The 19,034-nt window shown below is 72.5% G+C and carries 14 protein-coding genes; 8 read left to right on the top strand and 6 right to left on the bottom strand.

Annotated elements, in window-relative coordinates:
* Positions 1 to 727 precede the first annotated feature (727 nt).
* The 8 genes from ACIQE0_RS24590 to ACIQE0_RS24555 all read left to right on the top strand — a co-directional run bounded on the left by ACIQE0_RS24590 (position 728) and on the right by ACIQE0_RS24555 (position 9,896).
* A complete protein-coding gene (locus ACIQE0_RS24590) occupies positions 728 to 3,037 on the top strand; it encodes a xanthine dehydrogenase family protein molybdopterin-binding subunit (RefSeq protein ID WP_402335915.1) in 2,310 nt (769 codons plus the stop codon).
* A complete protein-coding gene (locus ACIQE0_RS24585; RefSeq protein ID WP_402335913.1) occupies positions 3,034 to 3,966 on the top strand; it encodes an FAD binding domain-containing protein in 933 nt (310 codons plus the stop codon). The genes ACIQE0_RS24590 and ACIQE0_RS24585 overlap by 4 nt, the downstream gene beginning before the upstream one ends.
* Positions 3,963 to 4,481, top strand: coding sequence for a (2Fe-2S)-binding protein (locus tag ACIQE0_RS24580; RefSeq protein ID WP_402335910.1), 519 nt, complete (start codon positions 3,963 to 3,965; stop codon positions 4,479 to 4,481). Before ACIQE0_RS24585 ends, ACIQE0_RS24580 begins: the two co-directional genes overlap by 4 nt.
* A gap of 461 nt (positions 4,482 to 4,942) precedes the next feature.
* Positions 4,943 to 6,829, top strand: a complete 1,887-nt coding sequence (locus tag ACIQE0_RS24575; protein WP_402336116.1) for an amidohydrolase — start codon at positions 4,943 to 4,945, stop codon at positions 6,827 to 6,829.
* 85 nt (positions 6,830 to 6,914) lie between these two features.
* Positions 6,915 to 7,577, top strand: a complete 663-nt coding sequence (locus tag ACIQE0_RS24570; RefSeq protein WP_402335907.1) for a hydrolase — start codon at positions 6,915 to 6,917, stop codon at positions 7,575 to 7,577.
* A gap of 58 nt (positions 7,578 to 7,635) precedes the next feature.
* Positions 7,636 to 8,160, top strand: coding sequence for a DoxX family protein (locus ACIQE0_RS24565; RefSeq protein ID WP_402335904.1), 525 nt, complete (start codon positions 7,636 to 7,638; stop codon positions 8,158 to 8,160).
* Positions 8,141 to 8,860, top strand: a complete 720-nt coding sequence (locus ACIQE0_RS24560) for a YoaK family protein (protein WP_366337073.1) — start codon at positions 8,141 to 8,143, stop codon at positions 8,858 to 8,860. The genes ACIQE0_RS24565 and ACIQE0_RS24560 overlap by 20 nt, the downstream gene beginning before the upstream one ends.
* Before the next feature lie 112 nt (positions 8,861 to 8,972).
* Positions 8,973 to 9,896 carry a glyoxalase gene (locus ACIQE0_RS24555; RefSeq protein WP_366337071.1) on the top strand — a complete coding sequence of 308 codons (924 nt, stop codon included), beginning with the start codon at positions 8,973 to 8,975 and terminating at the stop codon, positions 9,894 to 9,896.
* Here ACIQE0_RS24555 and ACIQE0_RS24550 read toward each other — a convergent pair.
* The 6 genes from ACIQE0_RS24550 to ACIQE0_RS24525 form a co-directional block, all read right to left on the bottom strand.
* Entirely contained in the window at positions 9,866 to 10,888 is a 1,023-nt protein-coding gene (locus ACIQE0_RS24550; RefSeq protein WP_402335901.1) for a helix-turn-helix domain-containing protein, read from the bottom strand. The genes ACIQE0_RS24555 and ACIQE0_RS24550 overlap by 31 nt on opposite strands.
* 308 nt (positions 10,889 to 11,196) lie before the next feature.
* Positions 11,197 to 12,168 (bottom strand): helix-turn-helix domain-containing protein, encoded by a 972-nt coding sequence (locus ACIQE0_RS24545; protein ID WP_402335898.1) that lies wholly within the window; start codon positions 12,166 to 12,168, stop codon positions 11,197 to 11,199.
* A 122-nt stretch (positions 12,169 to 12,290) separates the two neighbouring features.
* Positions 12,291 to 15,026, bottom strand: a complete 2,736-nt coding sequence (locus tag ACIQE0_RS24540) for a BREX system ATP-binding domain-containing protein (protein WP_402335895.1) — start codon at positions 15,024 to 15,026, stop codon at positions 12,291 to 12,293.
* A gap of 245 nt (positions 15,027 to 15,271) precedes the next feature.
* A complete protein-coding gene (locus ACIQE0_RS24535) occupies positions 15,272 to 15,622 on the bottom strand; it encodes a UBP-type zinc finger domain-containing protein (RefSeq protein ID WP_366337062.1) in 351 nt (116 codons plus the stop codon).
* Complete coding sequence (locus ACIQE0_RS24530; protein WP_402335890.1) at positions 15,619 to 17,076, bottom strand: ATP-binding protein; 1,458 nt, start codon at positions 17,074 to 17,076, stop codon at positions 15,619 to 15,621. The genes ACIQE0_RS24535 and ACIQE0_RS24530 overlap by 4 nt, the downstream gene beginning before the upstream one ends.
* Complete coding sequence (locus ACIQE0_RS24525) at positions 17,073 to 18,749, bottom strand: FAD-dependent oxidoreductase (RefSeq protein WP_402335887.1); 1,677 nt, start codon at positions 18,747 to 18,749, stop codon at positions 17,073 to 17,075. Before ACIQE0_RS24525 ends, ACIQE0_RS24530 begins: the two co-directional genes overlap by 4 nt.
* Positions 18,750 to 19,034 lie beyond the last annotated feature (285 nt).

Below are 19,034 nucleotides of genomic sequence, written 5' to 3'. Positions count from 1 at the left end.
CCGCCCGGAACTTCCGCACCATCCCGCTGCGAACCATCCGGCCGTCCAGCCGCTTCCGTCCCCACTCCGACCGGGGCAGCAGCCGACAGACGAATTCCCCTTCAGCGTCGGCCAGTTCATGGCGACGAATCACCCCACCGCGATCCACCACTCGGCGACCTTTGAAGACGGCCCCTGACGGAACCCCCAGGATACCGCCCACCCCATGCACCACTTCAGCGATTTGGGTATGTGCGGCCTTTCAGCACTGCGCGTGGTCCTCTATGAGGAGTGGGTTCACGCGTGTACGCCTGTCTGCATGCGCAGTCACGCACACCATGCGTCACGCACGGCCTGAGCGTGACAGCCGTCGATCAGTCCTGCGCGTTCGAGTCCGACCAGTTACACGTTGCCGTCGACGGACTGCCGCCCAGCTGGCTGCGGGCGGCGCCTGGGTCCCGTTCTCCATGATGCCCCGCCACGCCGTCGCGCTACCGACAGGTACCGAGGACGGCTCCGCCGCATCGTGACCGGCTGTGCTGCCGCCGGGACCTTGTCCCACGGTGCACCAGGTCCGTCCCCACCGCGCACCGCTCCGTGTGTTGCCCACCTCATCGTGCCGGACGGACCGTACTGTCGTTTTCCCCAGCGCGCCCAGACATCCGTGCCGGTGGGGGCGTTCGCGCTCACACGGGGCTGACGGACGATCATCTTCCCTGCGCGCAGCACGCATCGCGGAGGTGCAGTCGTGGAGCAATGGACCAGACGTGAGGATGAACGGCTGCTGACCGGCCGAGGCCGCTACGTCGCCGACATCGAGGTGCCGGGCTGTCTGGACGCGGTGTTCGTACGAAGCGAGGTGGGCCATGGCACGGTGCGTGAGGTGGATTGCGCCGCCGCCCGTAACGTGCCGGGGGTCGTGGGAGCTTGGTCCGCCGCGGACCTGTCGGAGCCTCCCTCGCGTGGCCCGGCGGCATCCGGCCGGACGGGGCTTCCTCCGGTGCCCCATGCCTTGCTCGCCAGGTTGTCCACGGAGGAAGCCGTGGCCGGCCGCGAGTGGCCGGCCCTGGCGAGGGACCGGGTGCGGTACGCGGGTGAGGCCGTGGCGGTGGTGCTGGGCGAGGACCGCTACCGGGCCGAGGACGGGGCGGCCGAGGTGTCCTTCCGGATCGATCCGCTGCCCGCGGTGGTGACGCCGTCCGCCGCGGCGGCGGATGCGGTCCGGCTGTTCGACGGTCTGAGCAACATCGCCTTTCAGGGGGAGGCCGGGCAGCCGATCGAGGAATCGGTCTGGCAGGGGGCTGCGGTGGTGGTGGAGGGCCGCTACCGCCAGCAACTGCTCATGCCCACACCGATGGAGTGCCGGACGATCCTCGCCGTGCCCGAGGGAGACCGGCTGACGGTGTGGTCGGGGCATCAGATGCCTCATCGGCTGCGGCGTGAACTGGCGTCACTGCTCGGGTGGTCGGTCGACCGGGTGCGCGTGGTGGTTCCTGACACCGGTGGGGCGTTCGGATCGAAGAGCGCGGCGTTCCCGGAGTTCGTCGTGGTCGCCTGCCTCGCGGTGCAGCTGGGCCGGGCAGTACGGTGGATCGAGGACCGGCTGGAGTCCATGCTGGTCGCGACCCGCGGCCGGGGGCAGGACCAGCGGGTCCGACTGGCCGCTGACGCCGACGGGCGTTTGCTCGGATACGAGTTGAGCATCGACGCCGACGTGGGTGCCTATCCCCACCTCGGGGTGGGGCTGCCGATGCAGACCGCCTGGATGGCGACCGGCCCGTACGCCACTCCCAGGGTGCACGCGACGGTTCGCTCGGTACTGACCAACACGATGGTGACGTATCCCTATCGTGGCGCCGGGCGCCCTGAGGCGACGATCGCGTTGGAGCGGGCGATGGACGTGATGGCCCGTCGACTGGGCATGGATCCGGCGGAGCTGCGCCGGCGCAATTTCATCCCGCCCGACAGCTTCCCGTACCGGACACCCACCGGTCGGTGCTACGACAGTGGGAACTACGCCGCCGCGCTCGATCTGGCGCTGGAGACCCTCGACTACGGCACATGGCGGGCGGAGCAGGCCCGGCGTCGGACGGACCCGGACGCCCTGCCGCTGGGCATCGGCCTGTCCTGCTACGTGGAACGCTCCGGCGGTGAGCCCGGTGGGCTCCACGAGTTCGGCGGCATCGAGGCCGGGTCGGACGGTGCGGTCACCGCCCGGTGCGGCGCGGCCCCCAGCGGTCAGGGCCACGAGACCGTCTTCTCCGCGCTGGTCGCCAAAACGCTGGGAGTGGACCAGGGGCGGGTCCGGCTGGTCGAAGGAGACACCGACCGGCAACCCGAGGGCCTGGGCTCCTTCGCCAGCCGTTCCGCCCAGGTGGCCGGCGCGATGCTGCAGCACGCCTCGCGGCTGCTCATCGACGAGGCGCGGGAGCGGGCCGCGCGGCTGTGGGCGGTGTCGGTCGACGAGGTGGGCTGGTCCGAGGGCGCCGTGCACGCCGCCAAGGACAGCTCGGTGGCCATGGGCCTGGCCGAACTGGTGCAGGCCACCGGGCCACTGCGGGTGGACGACCGGTTCGAGGCGGGAATGGCCTTCCCGTTCGGCGCCCACGTGGCGGTGGCCGAGGTCGATCCGGAGTTGGGCACCGTGCGCCTGTTGCGGGTGGTGGCCGTGGACGACTGCGGAGTGGTGCTCAATCCCACGCTCGTGCGCGGGCAGGCTCTCGGGTCGGCGGTGCAGGGCATCGGCCAGGCACTGTACGAGGGAATTCCCTACGACGACGGTGTACCGAGGGTGGCCTCGGGTCTGCTGGACTATCTGCTGCCCACGTTCACCGAGGTGCCGCCCATCGAGATCAGGGGCACCTGCACACCGGGCCCAGGCACACCGCTGGGCGCGAAGGGCGCGGGCGAGTCGGGGTGCATCGGCACTCCGGCCGCGATCGTCAACGCCGTGGCCGACGCCTTGCGGATCGCCGATCCGGACCTGTTGCAGATGCCGCTCACCCCGGATGTGGTCTGGCGGGCGGCCCGTGCCCCGAAATGGGAGGAGGTCCGGTGAAGCCGGCTGCCTTCGACTATGTCGTGCCGACCACGGTGCCCGAGGCCGTCGCGGTGCTCGGTGCCGCCCGTGGCAAGGCCCAGGTGCTCGCCGGCGGGCAGAGCCTGATCCTCGATATGCGCCTGCAACGCGTGCGCCCCGGGCTGGTGGTCGACATCAACCGCGTCGCCGAGCTCGACCGGATGGGGACGGACGGCACCACGCTGCGGGTGGGCGCCCTGGTCCGCCACGGCGCCTTCGAGACGGCGCAGTCCGTGCCGGGCCCGCTCGGCGCGCTGTTCGCCCGCGCCGTGGTCAACATCGCCCATCCGCCCATCCGTTCGCGCGGCACGATGGCAGGCAGCTTCGCCTGGGCGCACCCCGCCTCGGAGTGGTGTGCCGTCGGCACCGCGCTGGACGCCGGCATCGAGCTGCGCTCCCTGGAGGGCGGGCGCACGGTGGCGGCTGGCGACTACTTCCACGGCCCGCACCGGACCGCACGCCGACCGGATGAGCTCCTCACCGCGGTGCGGTTCCCGTTGCTCGGTGACGACACCGGGGTCGGCTTCCTTGAGCATCGGCGCACGCACTTCTGCTTCGCCCAGGTGGCCGTCGCCGCCACGCTGACCGTACGCGACGGGGTGATCGACGAGGCGCGCATCGGCCTGGCCAACTGCGCCGACCGGCCGGTGCGGGCCCGCGCGGCCGAGCAGTCGCTGCTCGGCGCCGAGGCCGGAACGTCCGTGGACGGATATCGGCTGCCCGACCGCCATCCGTTCGCCCGGGCGGGCCGGATCGCCGCGGCACAGGACGCCGCTCCCGTGGCGGAGCCGTACGCCGATGTCGAGTACAAGCGCCAGGCCGTTGCGGTCCTGGTCGCCAGGACGCTCTGTCAGGCGGCTCAGGACCAGCGGTCACGCGTCGCCGGACCCGAGGGAGGACACGCATGAGGATCACTCTCACCGTCAACGGCACGGTGTACCGGCTCGGCGTCGAGCCTCGCCGTGTCCTCGCCGACGTACTGCGGGAGGACTGCCGGCTGACCGGCACCCACCTGGGCTGCGAGCACGGCGTGTGCGGGGCGTGCACGGTACTGGTGGACGGTGCGGCGGTCCGCTCCTGCCTCATGTTCGCCGTGCAGTGCGACGGCAGCTCGGTGTGCACCGTGGAAGGGCTTGCCGGGCCGGGCGGCGAGCCGCATCCGCTCCAGCGTGCGTTCTCCGCCGAACACGCCCTGCAGTGCGGTTTCTGCACCCCGGGGTTCCTCATGGTGGCCGCCGGGGCGCTGGCGGCCGATCCCGCCCTCGGTGAGGACCCGGAGCGCGTCGACGCCCTGGTCGGTTCCAACATCTGCCGGTGCACCGGCTATGAGCCCATCCGTCGCGCGATCCTGCGGGCCGCGCGCGGGGAGGCGGGCTCCGCGACGAGCTCCGGGTGCGGGGCACAGGAGGGCACCGGCCGGTGACATCCGCACAAGGCCGAGGGTGAGCCACCCGGATCGCGGCGGTGGTCTGCCCATCCGTCAGAACCGTGCGGTGCCGGGCGCCGGCCTCCCCCGGGTACGTCGCGATCGAGGGCGTGCCGATGAGCGGCCGCGCGGCGGGGAGGTGAACCCGCCGCCCGGCGAAGTGACCGCGTGAACGAAACGGCGACGCGTCCGTCCCCTACCGAAGCCCCGGTCCTCCCCCGATCCTGCCGGATGCGGGGGGACCGGGGCTTCACGCCGTCCGGAGGCGGTCTGCCGACGGGTGCGCTCTGGGACCGGAAGCGGTGCGCTGTGAGCCAAGTCCGGCACCGGAGGCGGCTCTACCGTCCTGCCATGGGTGCGAGCGGGCCGGTCTGTAGCCGGCCCGCTCGACCGTCCTGGTCGCCGTTCCACTTCGCGCGACCCGATCCCCGTCACAGGAGGCTGTCGAGGTGCCTGCAATGCCGGTCAGCGGGCTGGTTCCCCGCGCGGTCGAGGACGCCGCTGACGTCGTCGTCCGCAACGCGAAGATCTTCACCGGAGACGTCCGCAGGCCGCAGGCCGGCGCCCTCGCCCTCCGCGACGGCCTGATCACGGTCGTGGGGGACGACGCGGACGTCGCCCCGGTCGTCGGACCGTCCACCACCGTGGTCGACGCGCTGGGCCGGCGTGTGGTGCCCGGTCTCAACGACTCGCATCTGCACGTGATCCGGGGCGGTCTCAACTACGTCCTGGAACTGCGCTGGGACGGCGTGACCTCGCTGCGCCAGGCCCTGGCGATGCTGCGGGAGCAGGCCGCCCGCACCCCCAAGGGGCAGTGGGTGCGCGTCGTCGGCGGCTGGTCGTCCGAGCAGTTCGCCGAGCGGCGGCTCCCGACGCCCGCCGAACTGAACGAGGCTGCGCCGGACACCCCGGTGTTCGTTCTCCATCTCTACCAGTCGGCGATCCTCAACCGCGCCGCGCTGAAGGCCGTCGGCTGCACCAGGAGCACCCCCGACCCGAGTGGCGGCCAGATCGTCCGGGGCCGGAACGGTGAGCCCAACGGCATGCTGCTGGCCGCCCCGAGCGCCCTGATCCTCTATTCCACGCTCGCCAAGGCCCCGGCGCTGGAGGGCGAGGAGCGCAAGACGTCCACCCGGCACTTCCTGCGCGAGCTCAATCGTTTTGGACTGACCTCCGCGATCGACGCGGCCGGCGGGTTCCAGAGCTTTCCCGAGAACTACGGCACGGTGACCGAGCTCGCGCGGGACGGTCACCTCTCGCTGCGCATCGCCTATCACCTGTTCCCGCAGACCCCGGGCCAGGAACTCGACGATCTCACCCGCTGGGTCGAAACGGTCCGCCCCGGGGACGGCGACGCGTGGCTGCGGCTGAACGGCGCCGGCGAGAACCTGACCTGGGCTGCCGCCGACTTCGAGAACTTCGCCGAGCCGAGACCCGAACTCGCCGCATATGAGGGCGAGTTCGAGAAGGCCGTCCGGCTGCTCATGGAGCACGGCTGGGGCTTCCGGCTGCACGCGACCTACGACGAGACGATCCGCCGCGACCTGGCGGTGTTCGAGAAGCTCGCCGCCGAGGGACTCTTCCCCGCCGGGAGCCGGTGGCTCTTCGACCACGCGGAGACCGTCTCCCGGGACAGTCTGGACCGCATCGCGGCGCTCGGCGGCTCGCTCTCCGTGCAGAACCGGCTGTCCTTCCAGGGTGAGATGTTCACCCGCCGGTACGGCCTCGGGGCCGCCGCGGAAGCCCCGCCGATCCGCGCGATGTTGGAGCGCGGGCTGACCGTGGCCGCCGGCACGGACGCCACCCGGGTGTCCTCCTACAACCCCTGGGTCGCCCTGCACTGGCTGGTCTCCGGCCGTACGGTCGGCGGCCTGGCGGTGCGGCCGCCGCAGAACCGGGTGGACCGGGAGACGGCGCTGGCGATGTACACCACCGCGGGCGCGGCGCTGACCGGCGAGCAGGACGTCAAGGGCGTGCTGCGACCGGGCTGTTACGGCGACCTGGCGGTGCTGTCCGACGACTACTTCACCGTGCCCGAGCCGGAGATCCCGCACATCGAGTCCCTGCTGACGGTCGTCGGCGGCCGGATCGTCCACGCGGCGGCCGAGTACGAGGGAATGGACGAGGAGTTGCCGGCGGTCAGCCCCGGATGGAGCCCGGTCGCCCACTTCGGCGGCTACCACAACGGCCGCCGTGCCCGTACCGGAGCCGTCGGCGCGGGGGCCCGCCAGGCGGAGTTGCTCGGGCAGGTCGTCGCGGAGTCGGAGCTGTACCGCCAATGGCGCGTCGGACGCGGCCTGGCCACGGAGCACCACCAGCCCTTCGACCCGTGCTTCCTCCTCTGACGCGGCCCCCCGGACCGCCCCTCCCGATTTCCTCCACGGATCACCGTGCGCAGGACCAACCCACCTACAACGTAAGGAACCCGTCATGGTCGACCTCACCCAGGTCAGCGCCACTCCGAGCCCGGACCTGCTCACCCCGGACAACGCCGTGATGCTGTTCGTGGACCACCAGCCGCAGATGTTCTTCGGCACCGGCAGCGGCGACCGGACCGCGATCATCAACGCCACCGTCGGCCTCGCCAAGGCCGCCAGGGCCTTCGACGTGCCGGCGATCCTGACCACCGTGGCCGCCGAGTCCTTCTCCGGACCGCTCCTGCCGCAGCTCCAGGCGGTGTTCCCCGACGCCAAGCCCATCGACCGCACCTCGATGAACGCCTGGGAGGACCCGGCCCTCGTCGAGGCGGTCAAGGCCACCGGCCGCGGCAGGGTCGTCATCGCAGGGCTGTGGACCGAGGTCTGCCTGGTCCTGCCGGTGCTTTCCATGATCGACCAGGGCTATCAGGTCTACGTCGTCGCCGACGCCTCCGGTGGCGTCTCCCCAACGGCCCACGAGCACGCCATCCAGCGGATGACGCAGGCCGGCGCCGTGCCCGTCACCTGGTTGCAGGTGCTGCTGGAGCTCCAGCGCGACTGGGCCCGTACGGAGACCTACGGCGCCGTCACGGAGATCGTCAAGGAACACGCCGACGCGTACGGCCTGGGAGTCGTCTACGCGCAGGCCGTCATCGGCGAACACGCCGCGGGCTGACCCGGCCCGCGCGCCGACTCCGCATCAGGGACACAACCAGGGACGGGAACAGGACACGATGGATACCGGACTGCTGATCCTCCGGGTGGTGGTGGGCCTGCTCATCGCCGGGCACGGAGTGCAGAAGGTGAGCTACCGCCTCGGGGGCCACGGCCTCGTCGGCGGGACGGAGGAGTTCCGGCACGACGGGTTCCGCGGCGGGCCGCTCACCGCCCTCGCCGCAGGCACCGGGCAGATCGGTGCGGGCCTGTTCCTGGCCCTGGGCGCACTCACCCCGCTGGCGGCCATGGTCGCCATGGGCGTCATGACGGTGGCGGCCACCGTCAAACTGCCGCACGGGCTCTGGGTGCAGGACGACGGCTACGAGTACCCGCTCGTGCTGGTCGTCGTGTCGGGAGCGCTCGCCCTCACCGGGCCGGGACGTTGGTCCGCCGACCACGCGGTCGGCCTGACGGCCTGGCCGATGTGGCTGTCGATCGTGGCCCTCGTGCTCGGCCCGTCGAGCGGGCTGCTCAGCCGGGCGGTCCTGCGCCGTCCGGCAACACCCGAGGAAGGAAAGGCCGTTGCGCGCCCTGCTGACTGACGCCCTCCGCACGCTCGTCCCGCCGCGGACGGACCGGCACGGCCCGCTGCCGCCGCTGATGCTGCTGCTGACCGTGGCCACCGGGGTGGTGGACGCGGTGAGCTACCTCGGTCTCGGGCACGTCTTCGTGGCCAACATGACCGGCAACGTGGTCTTCCTGGGGTTCGCCCTGGCGGGAGCCGCAGGTCTGTCGGCCACGGCTTCGCTCGTCTCGCTGGCGTCCTTCCTCACCGGTGCGCTCGCCGGCGGGCGGCTGGGCAACAGAACGGCGACCCACCGCGGGCGCCTGCTGGCCATGGCCAGCGGCGTCCAGACGTTCCTGACGGCCGTGGCGGCCGTCACTGCCGCGGCCGGCGGCGCCCCCTACGCCTTGATCGTCCTGCTGGGACTGGGCATGGGTCTGCAGAACTCCGTGGCCCGTCGGCTCGGTGTGCCCGACCTGACCACCACCGTGCTCACCCTCACCCTGACCGGCCTCGCCGCCGATTCGGCACCGGCCGGGGCTGCTGGACCGCGCCAGGGGCGACGGATCCTCTCCGCGCTGGCGATGCTGCTCGGCGGCGTCGCGGGCGCGGCGCTGGTCCTGCACGGGCGGCTCACCCTGGCGCTCGGGCTGGCCGCACTGCTGCTCCTGGTCACCTCGGTGACCGCCCACCGGGTCTCGGCCCCCGACGCCCACTGGGCCCCGCCGGCGGCCTGAGTACCTCCGTATCCGCCCCACCACCGACCGATTCCTCCGCCCAGTACCAGACCCGCGCCCGACCATCGGCACGGCGGAAGCCGGGGCGCGCACGACGACCGGGAGGTCCCTCATGAAGCACCGCTTGGCCCGCCGGGCGGTCCCGTTGGTGGTGGCGATCGCCACGCTGACGGCGCTCCCCACCGCCTCGGTGGCCCAGAGCACCCCGACGAGGCCGCCGGTCTCGCACCGGCAGTTCGCCGTCGGCCCGCAGTACGACTCCACCCACGTCTACGTGGCGCCGGGCACGGAGCAGGCGTTCGTGGCGAGTTGGGTGGCCACTTTCGGCGGCACCACGATCGGGCCGACCGCGACCCAGGTGACGCCCACGCCCAGCCGGACGCTGTCCGAGCTGGTGCTCTCCCCGGTGGGCACGCTGTCGGTGTTCGACTTCACCACGCCCGTGCCGTACCCGTTCGGCACCGAGCGCACCGGCTGGCTGGTGACCGATCTCGACCAGGCGGTGCGGGCCGCCAGGGCCGACGGCGCGGCCGTGACCGTGGCGCCCTTCGCCGATCCGATCGGCCGGGACGCCGTCGTCCAGTTCCCCGGCGGGGTCAGCGCCCAGCTCTATGTGCACACCGCTCCGCCGTCCTACCCCGACCTGGTGAGCGTGCCCGAGAACCGGCTCTACCTGTCGCCGGACGCGGTGCGCGCCTTCCTGCGGAGCTACCTCTCCTTCACCGACGGCCGGATCGTCTCCGACGACCGGCAGGCCGACGGCGCCGCCATCGGCCTGCCCGGTACGACGTACCGGCTCCTGCGCCTCACCTCCGGCTTCGGCACCACCACGGTCACGGTGACGGACGGTCACCTGCCGTACCCGTTCGGCCGGGAGCTCACCGGCTACGGCGTGCCCGACCTCGGCGCGACCCTGAGGCGGGCGAAGGCCGCCGGCGCTTCGGTGCTGTGGGGGCCGGTCTCGGTCAGCGGCCGGGACAGCGCGATGGTGCGGTTCCCGGGCGGCTATGTCGCGGAGATCCACGCCGACCGGTGACCGGCACCGGGGCGGGTCGCGCTCGTCCCCGGCGGGCGGCCCGCCCCCTCGCCTGCCTGCCACTCACGCGGGCAGACCCCGTAGGCGGCCCGGAACGCGCGGCTGAAGTGACTGGCGCTCACGAAGCCCCAGCGGCCCGCCACCGCGGCCACGGTCGCCCGCCCCGCCGTCGGACGGGCGAGGTCCCGCCGGCACATGTCCAGCCGCTGGCGCTGGATCCAGCGGGCCACCGTCACGCCCTCGAAGCGGAAGAGCTTGTGCAGATATCGCACCGAGACGTGGTGGGCGGCCGCGATGCGCTCCGGCGTCAGGTCCGGGTCGCCCAGGTGCCGCAGGATGTGGTCCTTCACCCGCGCCAGGGTCGCGAGGGCCGCCTCGGGCGCCTCCGGAACCGGCCGGCCGCGGCGTTCGTGGGCGAGCACCGCGAGCAGGTCCAGGGCCGTGGTGGCGAGCCGGCCGGCCGGGCACGGCTCCAGTAAGTCGGCCGCCCGGGAGAGGCGTTCCAGGTAGGCGGCCACCAGTCGGGCGGTGCCGCTGCCGGTGTCGAAGGCCGTCGCGGTGAGCACCCGCAGGTCCTCCTCGGAGACGCCCACGGCCGACCGGGGCCAGTGGAAGGCCGTGAAGGCGAAGGGCTCCGCCAGTTCCTTGGCGAACGGCTGCCCGGCGTCGGAGATCGCGAAGGTGCCCGGTCGCAGCTCCACCTGGCGGCCTGCCTGGACCAGCCGCGCGGTGCCGCGGTGCTGGAGCGCCAGCGTGAGGTGGTCCTCCCCGCCGCGGGCGATCAGCCTCCCGCTGCGCTCGACCCGTTGCGGCCCGGCCTGGACCACGGAGACCTGGAGGGTGCCCAGGCGGTGGCTGGTGAGGGTCGCGGGCGCGGGCGCGGCTTCGAGCAGCGACACGTCCAGCGGGATGAAGGTACCGGAGACGGCCTCGTGCCAGTACGCGGCCCGATCGGCGGGCGGTACCTCGGCGGTGTCGAGAACGACGGACATCAGCACTCCTCGCAGGATTCTCGGTCAGGGCTCACCGGGAGCAGGGGCTCGCCGGGAGGGGTGGGGCAGGACGACGTGCACGGTGGCGGGCCGGGACGGCGCGGTCCGGGCGGCGCCGGTGGGGCGGAACGTGTCGAGCAGGAGGCACCCGTGCACGGCGTCCGGATCGGCCTCGGCGGTGCCCGAGGCGCACTCCCGGGCCAGCCGGCCGCGGCAGGCCGCGTCGCCGAGCGACCGGTCGAGCCCCGGAAGGAAGACCGCCGCGGAGGGCTCGACTCACGGCCGCCGGCGGGCGGTTCGGTGATGTGTCAGCGGGGGTCGTCGGACCGCCGCGCGCGCCATTCGTGCGGCGGGACGCCGTAGGCGGCGCGGAAGGTCCGGCTGAAGTGCGCCGGGTCGGCGAAGCCCCACCGCTGGGCGACGGCCGACACGGTCGGCGCCGTACGGCCGCCGCGGCCCAGTTCGCGGGCGCACGCCTCCAGGCGGCGCTGCCGGATGAGCCGGCACACCGTCACGTCCTCGCCCTCGAACAGTCGGTGCAGGTACCTCACCGAGATCTGGTGGGCACCCGCGATCCGCTCGGGCGTCAGTTTCGGGTCGTCCAGATGGTGGTCGATGTACTGCCGCACCCGTCGGACCAGGTGCTCGTTCGGGCCGGCCGGCCCGTCCGCCGCTCGTCCGACGGCCAGTTGGGCGACGAGCGCGCTCACGAGGTCGGCCACGCTGCCCGCCAGCCGGTCGCCGACCGCAGCGGGGAGGGAGTGCGCGGACGCGGCCAGGGTGCCGAGGAAGGACGACAGCACCGCCCCGCATCCGTCCATGGGACCGACGGCCGTGCCCGCCGCGTGCCGCAGATCGCGCTCCGGCACGCCCGACAGCCGAAGCGGCAGATGGAACAGATGGGTGCGAAAACGCTCCGGGTAGTCGACGGAGTACGGCCGTGTCGCGTCGTACAGCGCGAGCCCGCCCGGCGGCACCTCCGCCCGGCGCCCGTCCTGCTCCAGTACGGCCCGGCCCGACGCCTGCACCCCGACTCCGACCTGCGGCTCGGCATGCGGGGCCTGCGCGATCAGGGCGGCCGTGCGCGACACTCGGGCGGCGTCCGCCTCCAGCGTCGAGATCCGCACGTATCCGAGCCGGCGCGACACCAGGCTCCCGTCGAACGGCTGCCCGGTGAGCGGGACCACCTCCACCGGCACCAGCGTCCGCGATATCGCCTCGCCCCAGGACGCCGCCTGGTCCTCGTCCGCGACCGACTCGGTCTTCACCTGCGAGTCCAACCTGACCGCCCTTCCTCCGAAGTCCTGCGCAGTCAGCGTGGCCCGGGGGCGCGGCGGCGGGTTAGGTCATCTGACTGCCGTCCCGTGGCGGCGTCGCAGGGCCCGGCGGGCGCGCGGACAGGTCAGCGGGTGCCGAGGGCATGGGCGAGCGCGGCCCGCGAGGTGATGCCGAGCTTGGGGAAGATCTTGTAGAGGTGGGCCGCGACGGTGCGGGGCGACAGCCGGAGCCGCTGGCCTATCTCCTTGTTGCTCAGGCCGGTCGCGGCCAGGCGGGCGATGCGCAGCTCCTGGCCGGTCAGCATGGCCGACTCCGGCACCGGCCCGCCCTGCGACGGCGTCACCGGTTCACCGGCGGCCCGCAGTTCCTCCTCGCACCGCCGCGCCCAGGGGTCCGCTTGGAGGCGGTGGAACACGTGGTGCGCCACGCGCAGCACCTCCCGGGCCCCGGGCCGGTGGCGCCGGCGCAGCCACGAGCCGTGGGCGAGCCGCAGGCGGGCGAGGTCGAACGCCCACTGCTCGGCGCCCGGTACGGCATACGCGGCGCGGTAGGCGGCCTCGACCTCGTCGTCGTCATCGTCCTCGGCGGCCGCGGCGGTGGCGGCCGCGAGGAGGAAGGCGTGCCGGCCGGAGATCTCCGCGGAGCGTGCCGTCCGCCCCGCCTCGACGTGTCGCCGTGCCTCCGCAAGACGGCCGGTGTGCACGGCGGCCGTCACCAGGTCGAAGACCAGTCCGTGGTGCCAGGGGGGACCGCTGGGCAGTCGCCCGGGCGGGGTGAGCTCGCAGAACTGCGCGTAGGCGTCCTCATAGCGACCGTGGGCGAGCGCGGCCAGGCCGCGCAGGTGGGTCAGGCGGTCGAGCACGTACCGCATCCGGGCGCGGCTGGCGGTCGGCCTGATGGCCGCTTCGACCTCCCGCAGTGCGGCCTCGTCGCCCCGCCCGGCCAAGAAGTGGGCGTGGCACTGACGGAGCATCAAAGCGTTGCAGTGGTAGCCGAGTTCGTCCGCGATCTCTGCCTCGCGCAGGCTGACGCCCGCCTGGTCCCAGTGGCCGAGCAGGAAGTCCTGGTGGCACTTGGCCTTCGCCACCGAGCCCTGGGTGGCGTAGCCGTGCAGCCCGGTGAGGCGCTGCCACAGGTCGCCCTCGGGGCAGTCGAGCGCCGAGGCGGTCCACAGCAGGAGCCAGGCCGCGCCTGCCTCCTGCTCCTGCGTCATGCCATCGGCCGCCGCCCGTAACGCGGTCGCCATGTCCGGGCCCGGGTCGGTCCAGGCCCGCAGGCAGAGCCGGCCCGCCTCGGACACGTGCTCCCGGTGCCGTTCCAGAGCCCGCCACGCGCAGGGATCGTCTGTGTAGGTGGCCGCCAGCAGCAGCTTGAAGTAGACCTGCTCCACCAGTCCGCCGAAGGCGTCGGCGCCCGGCGCCGTCAACGCGTCGAGGGCGGCGGGCAGCAACGCGGCGGAGGACTCGAAGTCGATCCGGTGGCTCTGATCGACGTAGACCACCGCGTAGGCGAAGAGCGGTGCGACGTCCTGCGGAACCGTGCTGGCCTTCAGTTCGTCGACGAGGGCGGCGGCGTGACGCAGCTGCCCGCCGCGGGCCGCCATCACCGCGGCCCAGGTGAGCCGACGGGCGCGATCGCAGGAGCTGGGGCTGAGGACCGCGGCGCGCTCCAGCAGGAGTGCGCCCTCCGCGTCGCCGCCGCGGCGGGCGAGGTCGCGGCCGGCCTGTTGGAGGCGGTGGGCGAGGTCCTCGTCCGGTGGCAGCGCGGCCGACGCCTCGTGGACCAGCCGTCGGGGGTCGTCCGGTGCGAGGGCTGCCGCCAGGGTGCGGTGGGCCTCGCGGCGCGCGGTGTCGGAGGCTGCCCACACCACTGCGGTACGGACCAGGGGGTGACGGAACACCAGGTGACCGGCCGCGTCGAGCCGGGCCAGGCCGTCCGCTTCGAGCCGCTCCAGGGTCTCTCGTACCTCCTCGTCCGCGACGGCGCGCAGCCATGCCCCGCTGGTGAACTCCCGGTCGGTGGCCAGGGCACCCAGCAGGAGGAGGCGCCCGGCCTCCGGTGTCATCGCGGCCAGCCGGTCGGCGAACATCCGCTCCAGCTTCCGCCCCAGGGGTAGCAACACCGGCAGCGGAGCGACGCCTCGCTGCTGGTCTGCCGTCAGCTGCCTCGGCAACTCCATCATCGCCAGGGGGTTGCCGGCCGCCTCCGCCAGGACCCGGTCCCGGGTGGTCGCCGCCAGTTCGGGGTGGCAGGCGGCCAGCAGCAGGGCTGCCTCCGCCCGAGGCAACGCCCGTACGTCGACGGCCTCGGCCGACCAGGTCTGGGCGGGCGGGCCGTCCGGGCGGCTGGCTCCGACGATCACCAGCGGCAGATCGGCGCAGCGCCGCTGGAGGAAGGCGAAGACGGTCGCGCTCGACGAGTCGATCCAGTGCAGGTCGTCCAGGAGGAGCAGCACGGGGGCGGTCCGCACGGCCTCGTCCAGCAGCGCCAGCGCGGCGGCGCCGACGGCGAACCCGCTCGGGGTTCCGGGCCGGATACCGAGCGCGCTTTCCAAGGCGTGCCGCTGGTGGACCGAGAGGGCGCCCGAACGTTGGAGCAGCAACCAGAAGGCCTGGTGGAGCGCCCCGAACGCGAGGTCCGTCTCCGCCTCGGCGCCGACCGCCCGCAGGACGGTGAATCCGCGCTCGCGCGCCGCGCGCGCCGCCCAGGCCAGCAGCGTGCTCTTGCCCATGCCGGCTTCGCCGCGCAGCAGCACCGTGGAGCCGCTCGCACCGTCCTCTGCCTGGACCAGGGCCGCGGTGAGCACCTCCGTCTCCCGCTGCCGGCCGACCAGGACCGGAGCCTGTCTGTCTTCCGCCACTCTTCGTTCCCCCTGGGTCGACCGGCCCGCTCCCTCGGGCGCTCAAGGTTATCGCCCGTCAGGCCGCGTGATTCCACGGTGTGTACGACGGCGGAAGCGCACCGTGGCGGGGAGCCCGGGGCGTGGCGACCGTCGGTGTGCCAAGAGGAGAAGGCGGCTGCGTGCAGAGTCCACCAGAGTCCACCGCACCGTTCCAGGCGGACCGGCTCCTTCCGAGGACGTCGCGCCGTCGGCAGCCCCGCTGCCTATCCCAGACGGTCGGCCCAGTCCTCCGGGACTCGTCCCGCGGGGCCGGGGGTGGGCTGATCAGCCGGGTGGCTCTCCGGGGGAGCCAGCTGCGGTCCCGAGGCGTACATCTGTGAGGTCTCGTAGTCCCAGAACCAGGTCTCGCCCGGTTCGAAGCTGCGGATCACCGGGTGACCGGTGGCCCGCGCGTGGGCCGTCGCGTGCTTGGCGGGCGAGTCGTCGCAACAGCCGATGTGGCCGCACTGTGCGCAGCGTCGCAGGTGGAACCACCAGCCGCCGCCGGCGTCGCACTCGACGCAACCGGTTCCGCTGGGTGGGACCGAGGCGTCGATTCGGTTCGGGGAAGTCATGACGGCTCCTGTGGGGCACGGGGGTCGGCGGAGGCCAGCGGGAGGCGCACCTGGAAGCGGGTGTCGCCGGGGACGGAGTGGAACCGCAGGTCTCCTCGGTGTTTGTTGACGACGATGCGCCATGAGATGTCCAAGCCGAGGCCTGTCCCCTCCCCCACCGGCTTGGTGGTGAAGAACGGGTCGAAGACCCGGTCGCGGATCTCCGCGGGGACTCCGGGACCGGTGTCGCGGAACTCGACGAGGAGATGGTCCCCCTCACGCGCGGTGCGTACGGTCAACGTGCCGCCGGCGCCGGTACTGTTCATCGCCGAGACGGCGTTGTCGATCAGGTTCGTCCATACCTGGTTGAGTTCGCCGGGGTAGGCCGGGATCTTCGGCAGGCTGCGGTCGTAGTCCTTGACGACGGTGATGTGGGGGCCGATCTTCGCGGACACCATCAGCAGGGTGCTGTCCAGCAGTTCATGCACGTCCGCGACCTGGTGGGGCGCCCGGCCGAGTTGCGAGTACTGCTTGGCCGCGGTGACGAGGGCCGAGATACGGTTGGTCGACTCCTCGATCTCGTTCATCAACAGTTCGGTTTCCACGGTGTAGTTGAGCCACCGCACGGCGCCTTCGAGGGTGTCCCGGTCCACGGCTGCGGCGATCTGGTCCAGCCAGTCGGTGTCGAGGCCGGCCTGTGCGAAGGTCGGTGCGAGCTGCCATCCGTCCCCGATGCCGTGGTCCTCCAGCCAGTCGGAGACGGCGTCCTCCCGGTCCGCGGCTTCCAGCGGGCTCAGGGTGAGGGTCTTGGCAACGCGCTCGGCCGTGCGTTCCTGGACGTCGACGAGCGTCTCCAGGCTGTCGCGCCGGTACGGGCCGGCCGCGATGATGCCGAGCTTGTGGCGCATTCCGGCCACCCGCTCGCGAAGCGCGGAGGTGGCCCGCACGGCCGCGGCGGCGGGATTGTTCAGCTCGTGGGTCAGCCCTGCGGACAACGACCCGAGAGCCAGGAGCCGTTCCCGCTGGCCGACGGCCTCCTGGGCGCTCTTGACTCCGAAGAAGAGGCCCTCCAGCAGGTGCACGGCCATGGGAAACCACTCGCGCATGATCGCGGCGAAGGTCTCCGCGGGCAGTACGAAGAAGCGTGAGGGCTCGGTGACACGCAGGGAGCTGTTGTACACCTGCCGCAGGCGGTCACCCAGGTAGGACTGGAAGGCTCCCGCGTACACCCCGCGGCTGGAGCTGCGGCTGACCTCCACGTCGTAGTCCCCGATCCGGCGCGAGAGGACGACGGTCCCTTCGAGGAGCACGTAGAAGCACGTGGCGGCCTCGCCCTCCCCGTACACGGGCCCGGGTTGGAACTCCTCCACCCGGCCTTCGCGGCAGAGCCGGGCGAGCTGGTCGGGGGACAGCTTCTCGAACAGGAACAGCGAGCCGAGTTCCTCCTGACTGCACGGCATCGACCGGCCGTTCATGACTGCTCCAGATATCGGTGCACGAGCATGACCGCCATGGCGCCCTCTCCGACTGCGGAAGCGACACGCTTGGCGGACTCGGCGCGGGCGTCGCCGGCCACGAACACGCCGGGGACGTTCGTTTCCAGGTGGTAGGGCGGCCGGTCCAACTCCCAGTCGGCCGGCGGGCGTCCGTCCGCGGTCAGATCGGGGCCGGTCAGGATGAACCCGCGGGAGTCCCGGAGCACCGAGCCCGCCAGCCAGTCGGTCAGCGGGGCCGCGCCGATGAAGACGAACATCCACTGGGCGTCGACGAGTTCGGTGTGGCCGGTCGTCGTGTCGCGCAGGGTGATCTGTTCCAGTTGATGCGAACCGTGGACGTCGTCGACGACCGTGTTGGTGCGCACGGAGATCGTGGGCGTCTCCTCGACCTGCTGGACGAGGTAGTGCGACATCGAGGCGGACAAGGACGGTTTACGCACCAGTAGGGTGACCGACTTGGCGCTCCGGGCCAGGTATATCGCGGCCTGGCCGGCGGAGTTCGCGCCACCGACGATGTACACGTCATGGCCTTGGCATGCGGCCGCTTCGGTCAGGGCCGAGCCGTAGAACACTCCGCAGCCGGTCAACTCGGGCACGTGAGGTGCGTCCAGTTGTCGGTACGACACGCCGGTCGCGAGAATCACGGAGTGCGCGGCGACGGCGGAGCCGTCCGAGAACCGGACCACGCGCGCCGCGCCATTGATCTCCAGCCCGGTGACCTCGCGCGCGGTCAGAATCTCGGCGCCGAACTTCGCCGCCTGCCGCCGGGCCCGGTCGGTGAGCTGCGCCCCGGACACGCCGTCGGGAAAGCCGAGATAGTTCTCTATGCGCGAGCTCTGACCTGCCTGGCCTCCGGTCGCGGAGCGTTCCACGAGGACGGTCCGCAGGCCCTCGGAGGCTCCGTACACCGCCGCTCCCAGACCGGCCGGTCCGCCACCGATGATGACGAGGTCGTAGAAGTCGGTTGCCGGGGTCGTCGCGAGGCCGACGTGGGCGGCGAGTTCCCGGTCCTCGGGCTCGACGAGGGCCGTGCCGTCCGGAGTGACCACCAGCGGGAGCCGCAGGCCGTCCTGGCCCGCGGCACACAGCAGCCGGCGGCCTTCCGGATCGTCGGACGAGTACCAGCGGTACGGCACCTGGTTGCGGGCCAAGAACTCCCGTACGGCCGACGAGCGCGCCGACCAGCGGTGTCCGACGATCTTGGTGATGGGGACCGGCCGGTGATCGGTGGCCCGCCATGCCTGCAGGAGATCGTCGAGGACCGGGTACAGCTTCTCCTCGGGCGGCTCCCAGGGCTTGAGGAGGTAGTGGTCGAGGTCGACGACGTTGATCGCGTCGATGGCCGCGTTGGTGTCCGCGTACGCGGTCAGCAGCACCCGCCGGGCGCCGGGGTAGATGTCGATGGCCTGCTCGAGGAACTCGATGCCGTTCATCTTCGGCATCCGGTAGTCGGCCAGGATCACCGCGACGGGGCCGCCGCGCAGCTTCAGTTCGCGCAGGGCGGCAAGGGCGGACTCGCCGGACTCCGCGCGTACGACGCGATACGACGCGCCATAGCGTCGCCGCAGGTCACGGGCGACGGCACGCGACACACCCGGGTCGTCATCCACGGTCAGGATGACGGTCCGCGCCGGGCTGGCGGCCTGATCCATAGGCATCCCATCCCCGGGTCGATCGCCTTTCCGCACCGACTTCACGCGCCTGACCGGCACGCGAGTACGTCACCGCTGTCCATTTTATGGGCGATCATCACGATGCGCCATGCAAGATCGGAAGCGCTGCCGACGACCGGGGACGGCGGACCAGCCGACGGCCTGGCCACCGAGACCGTCCTGCGCCGCCTGACCTACGGGCCCCCGGCCTAGCCACTGCACGGGCCTTGCCCGCGTCGCCCGAGCGCGGTGGTCCATTGGACGCCCTGTGACTGCCGGGCGCGG

Source organism: Streptomyces sp. NPDC093097 (genome assembly GCF_044754325.1).
Classification (GTDB): Bacteria; Actinomycetota; Actinomycetes; order Streptomycetales; family Streptomycetaceae; genus Streptomyces.
The sequence above is the reverse complement of the archived record's forward strand: the minus strand, read 5'-3'. Positions and strand labels throughout refer to the sequence as shown.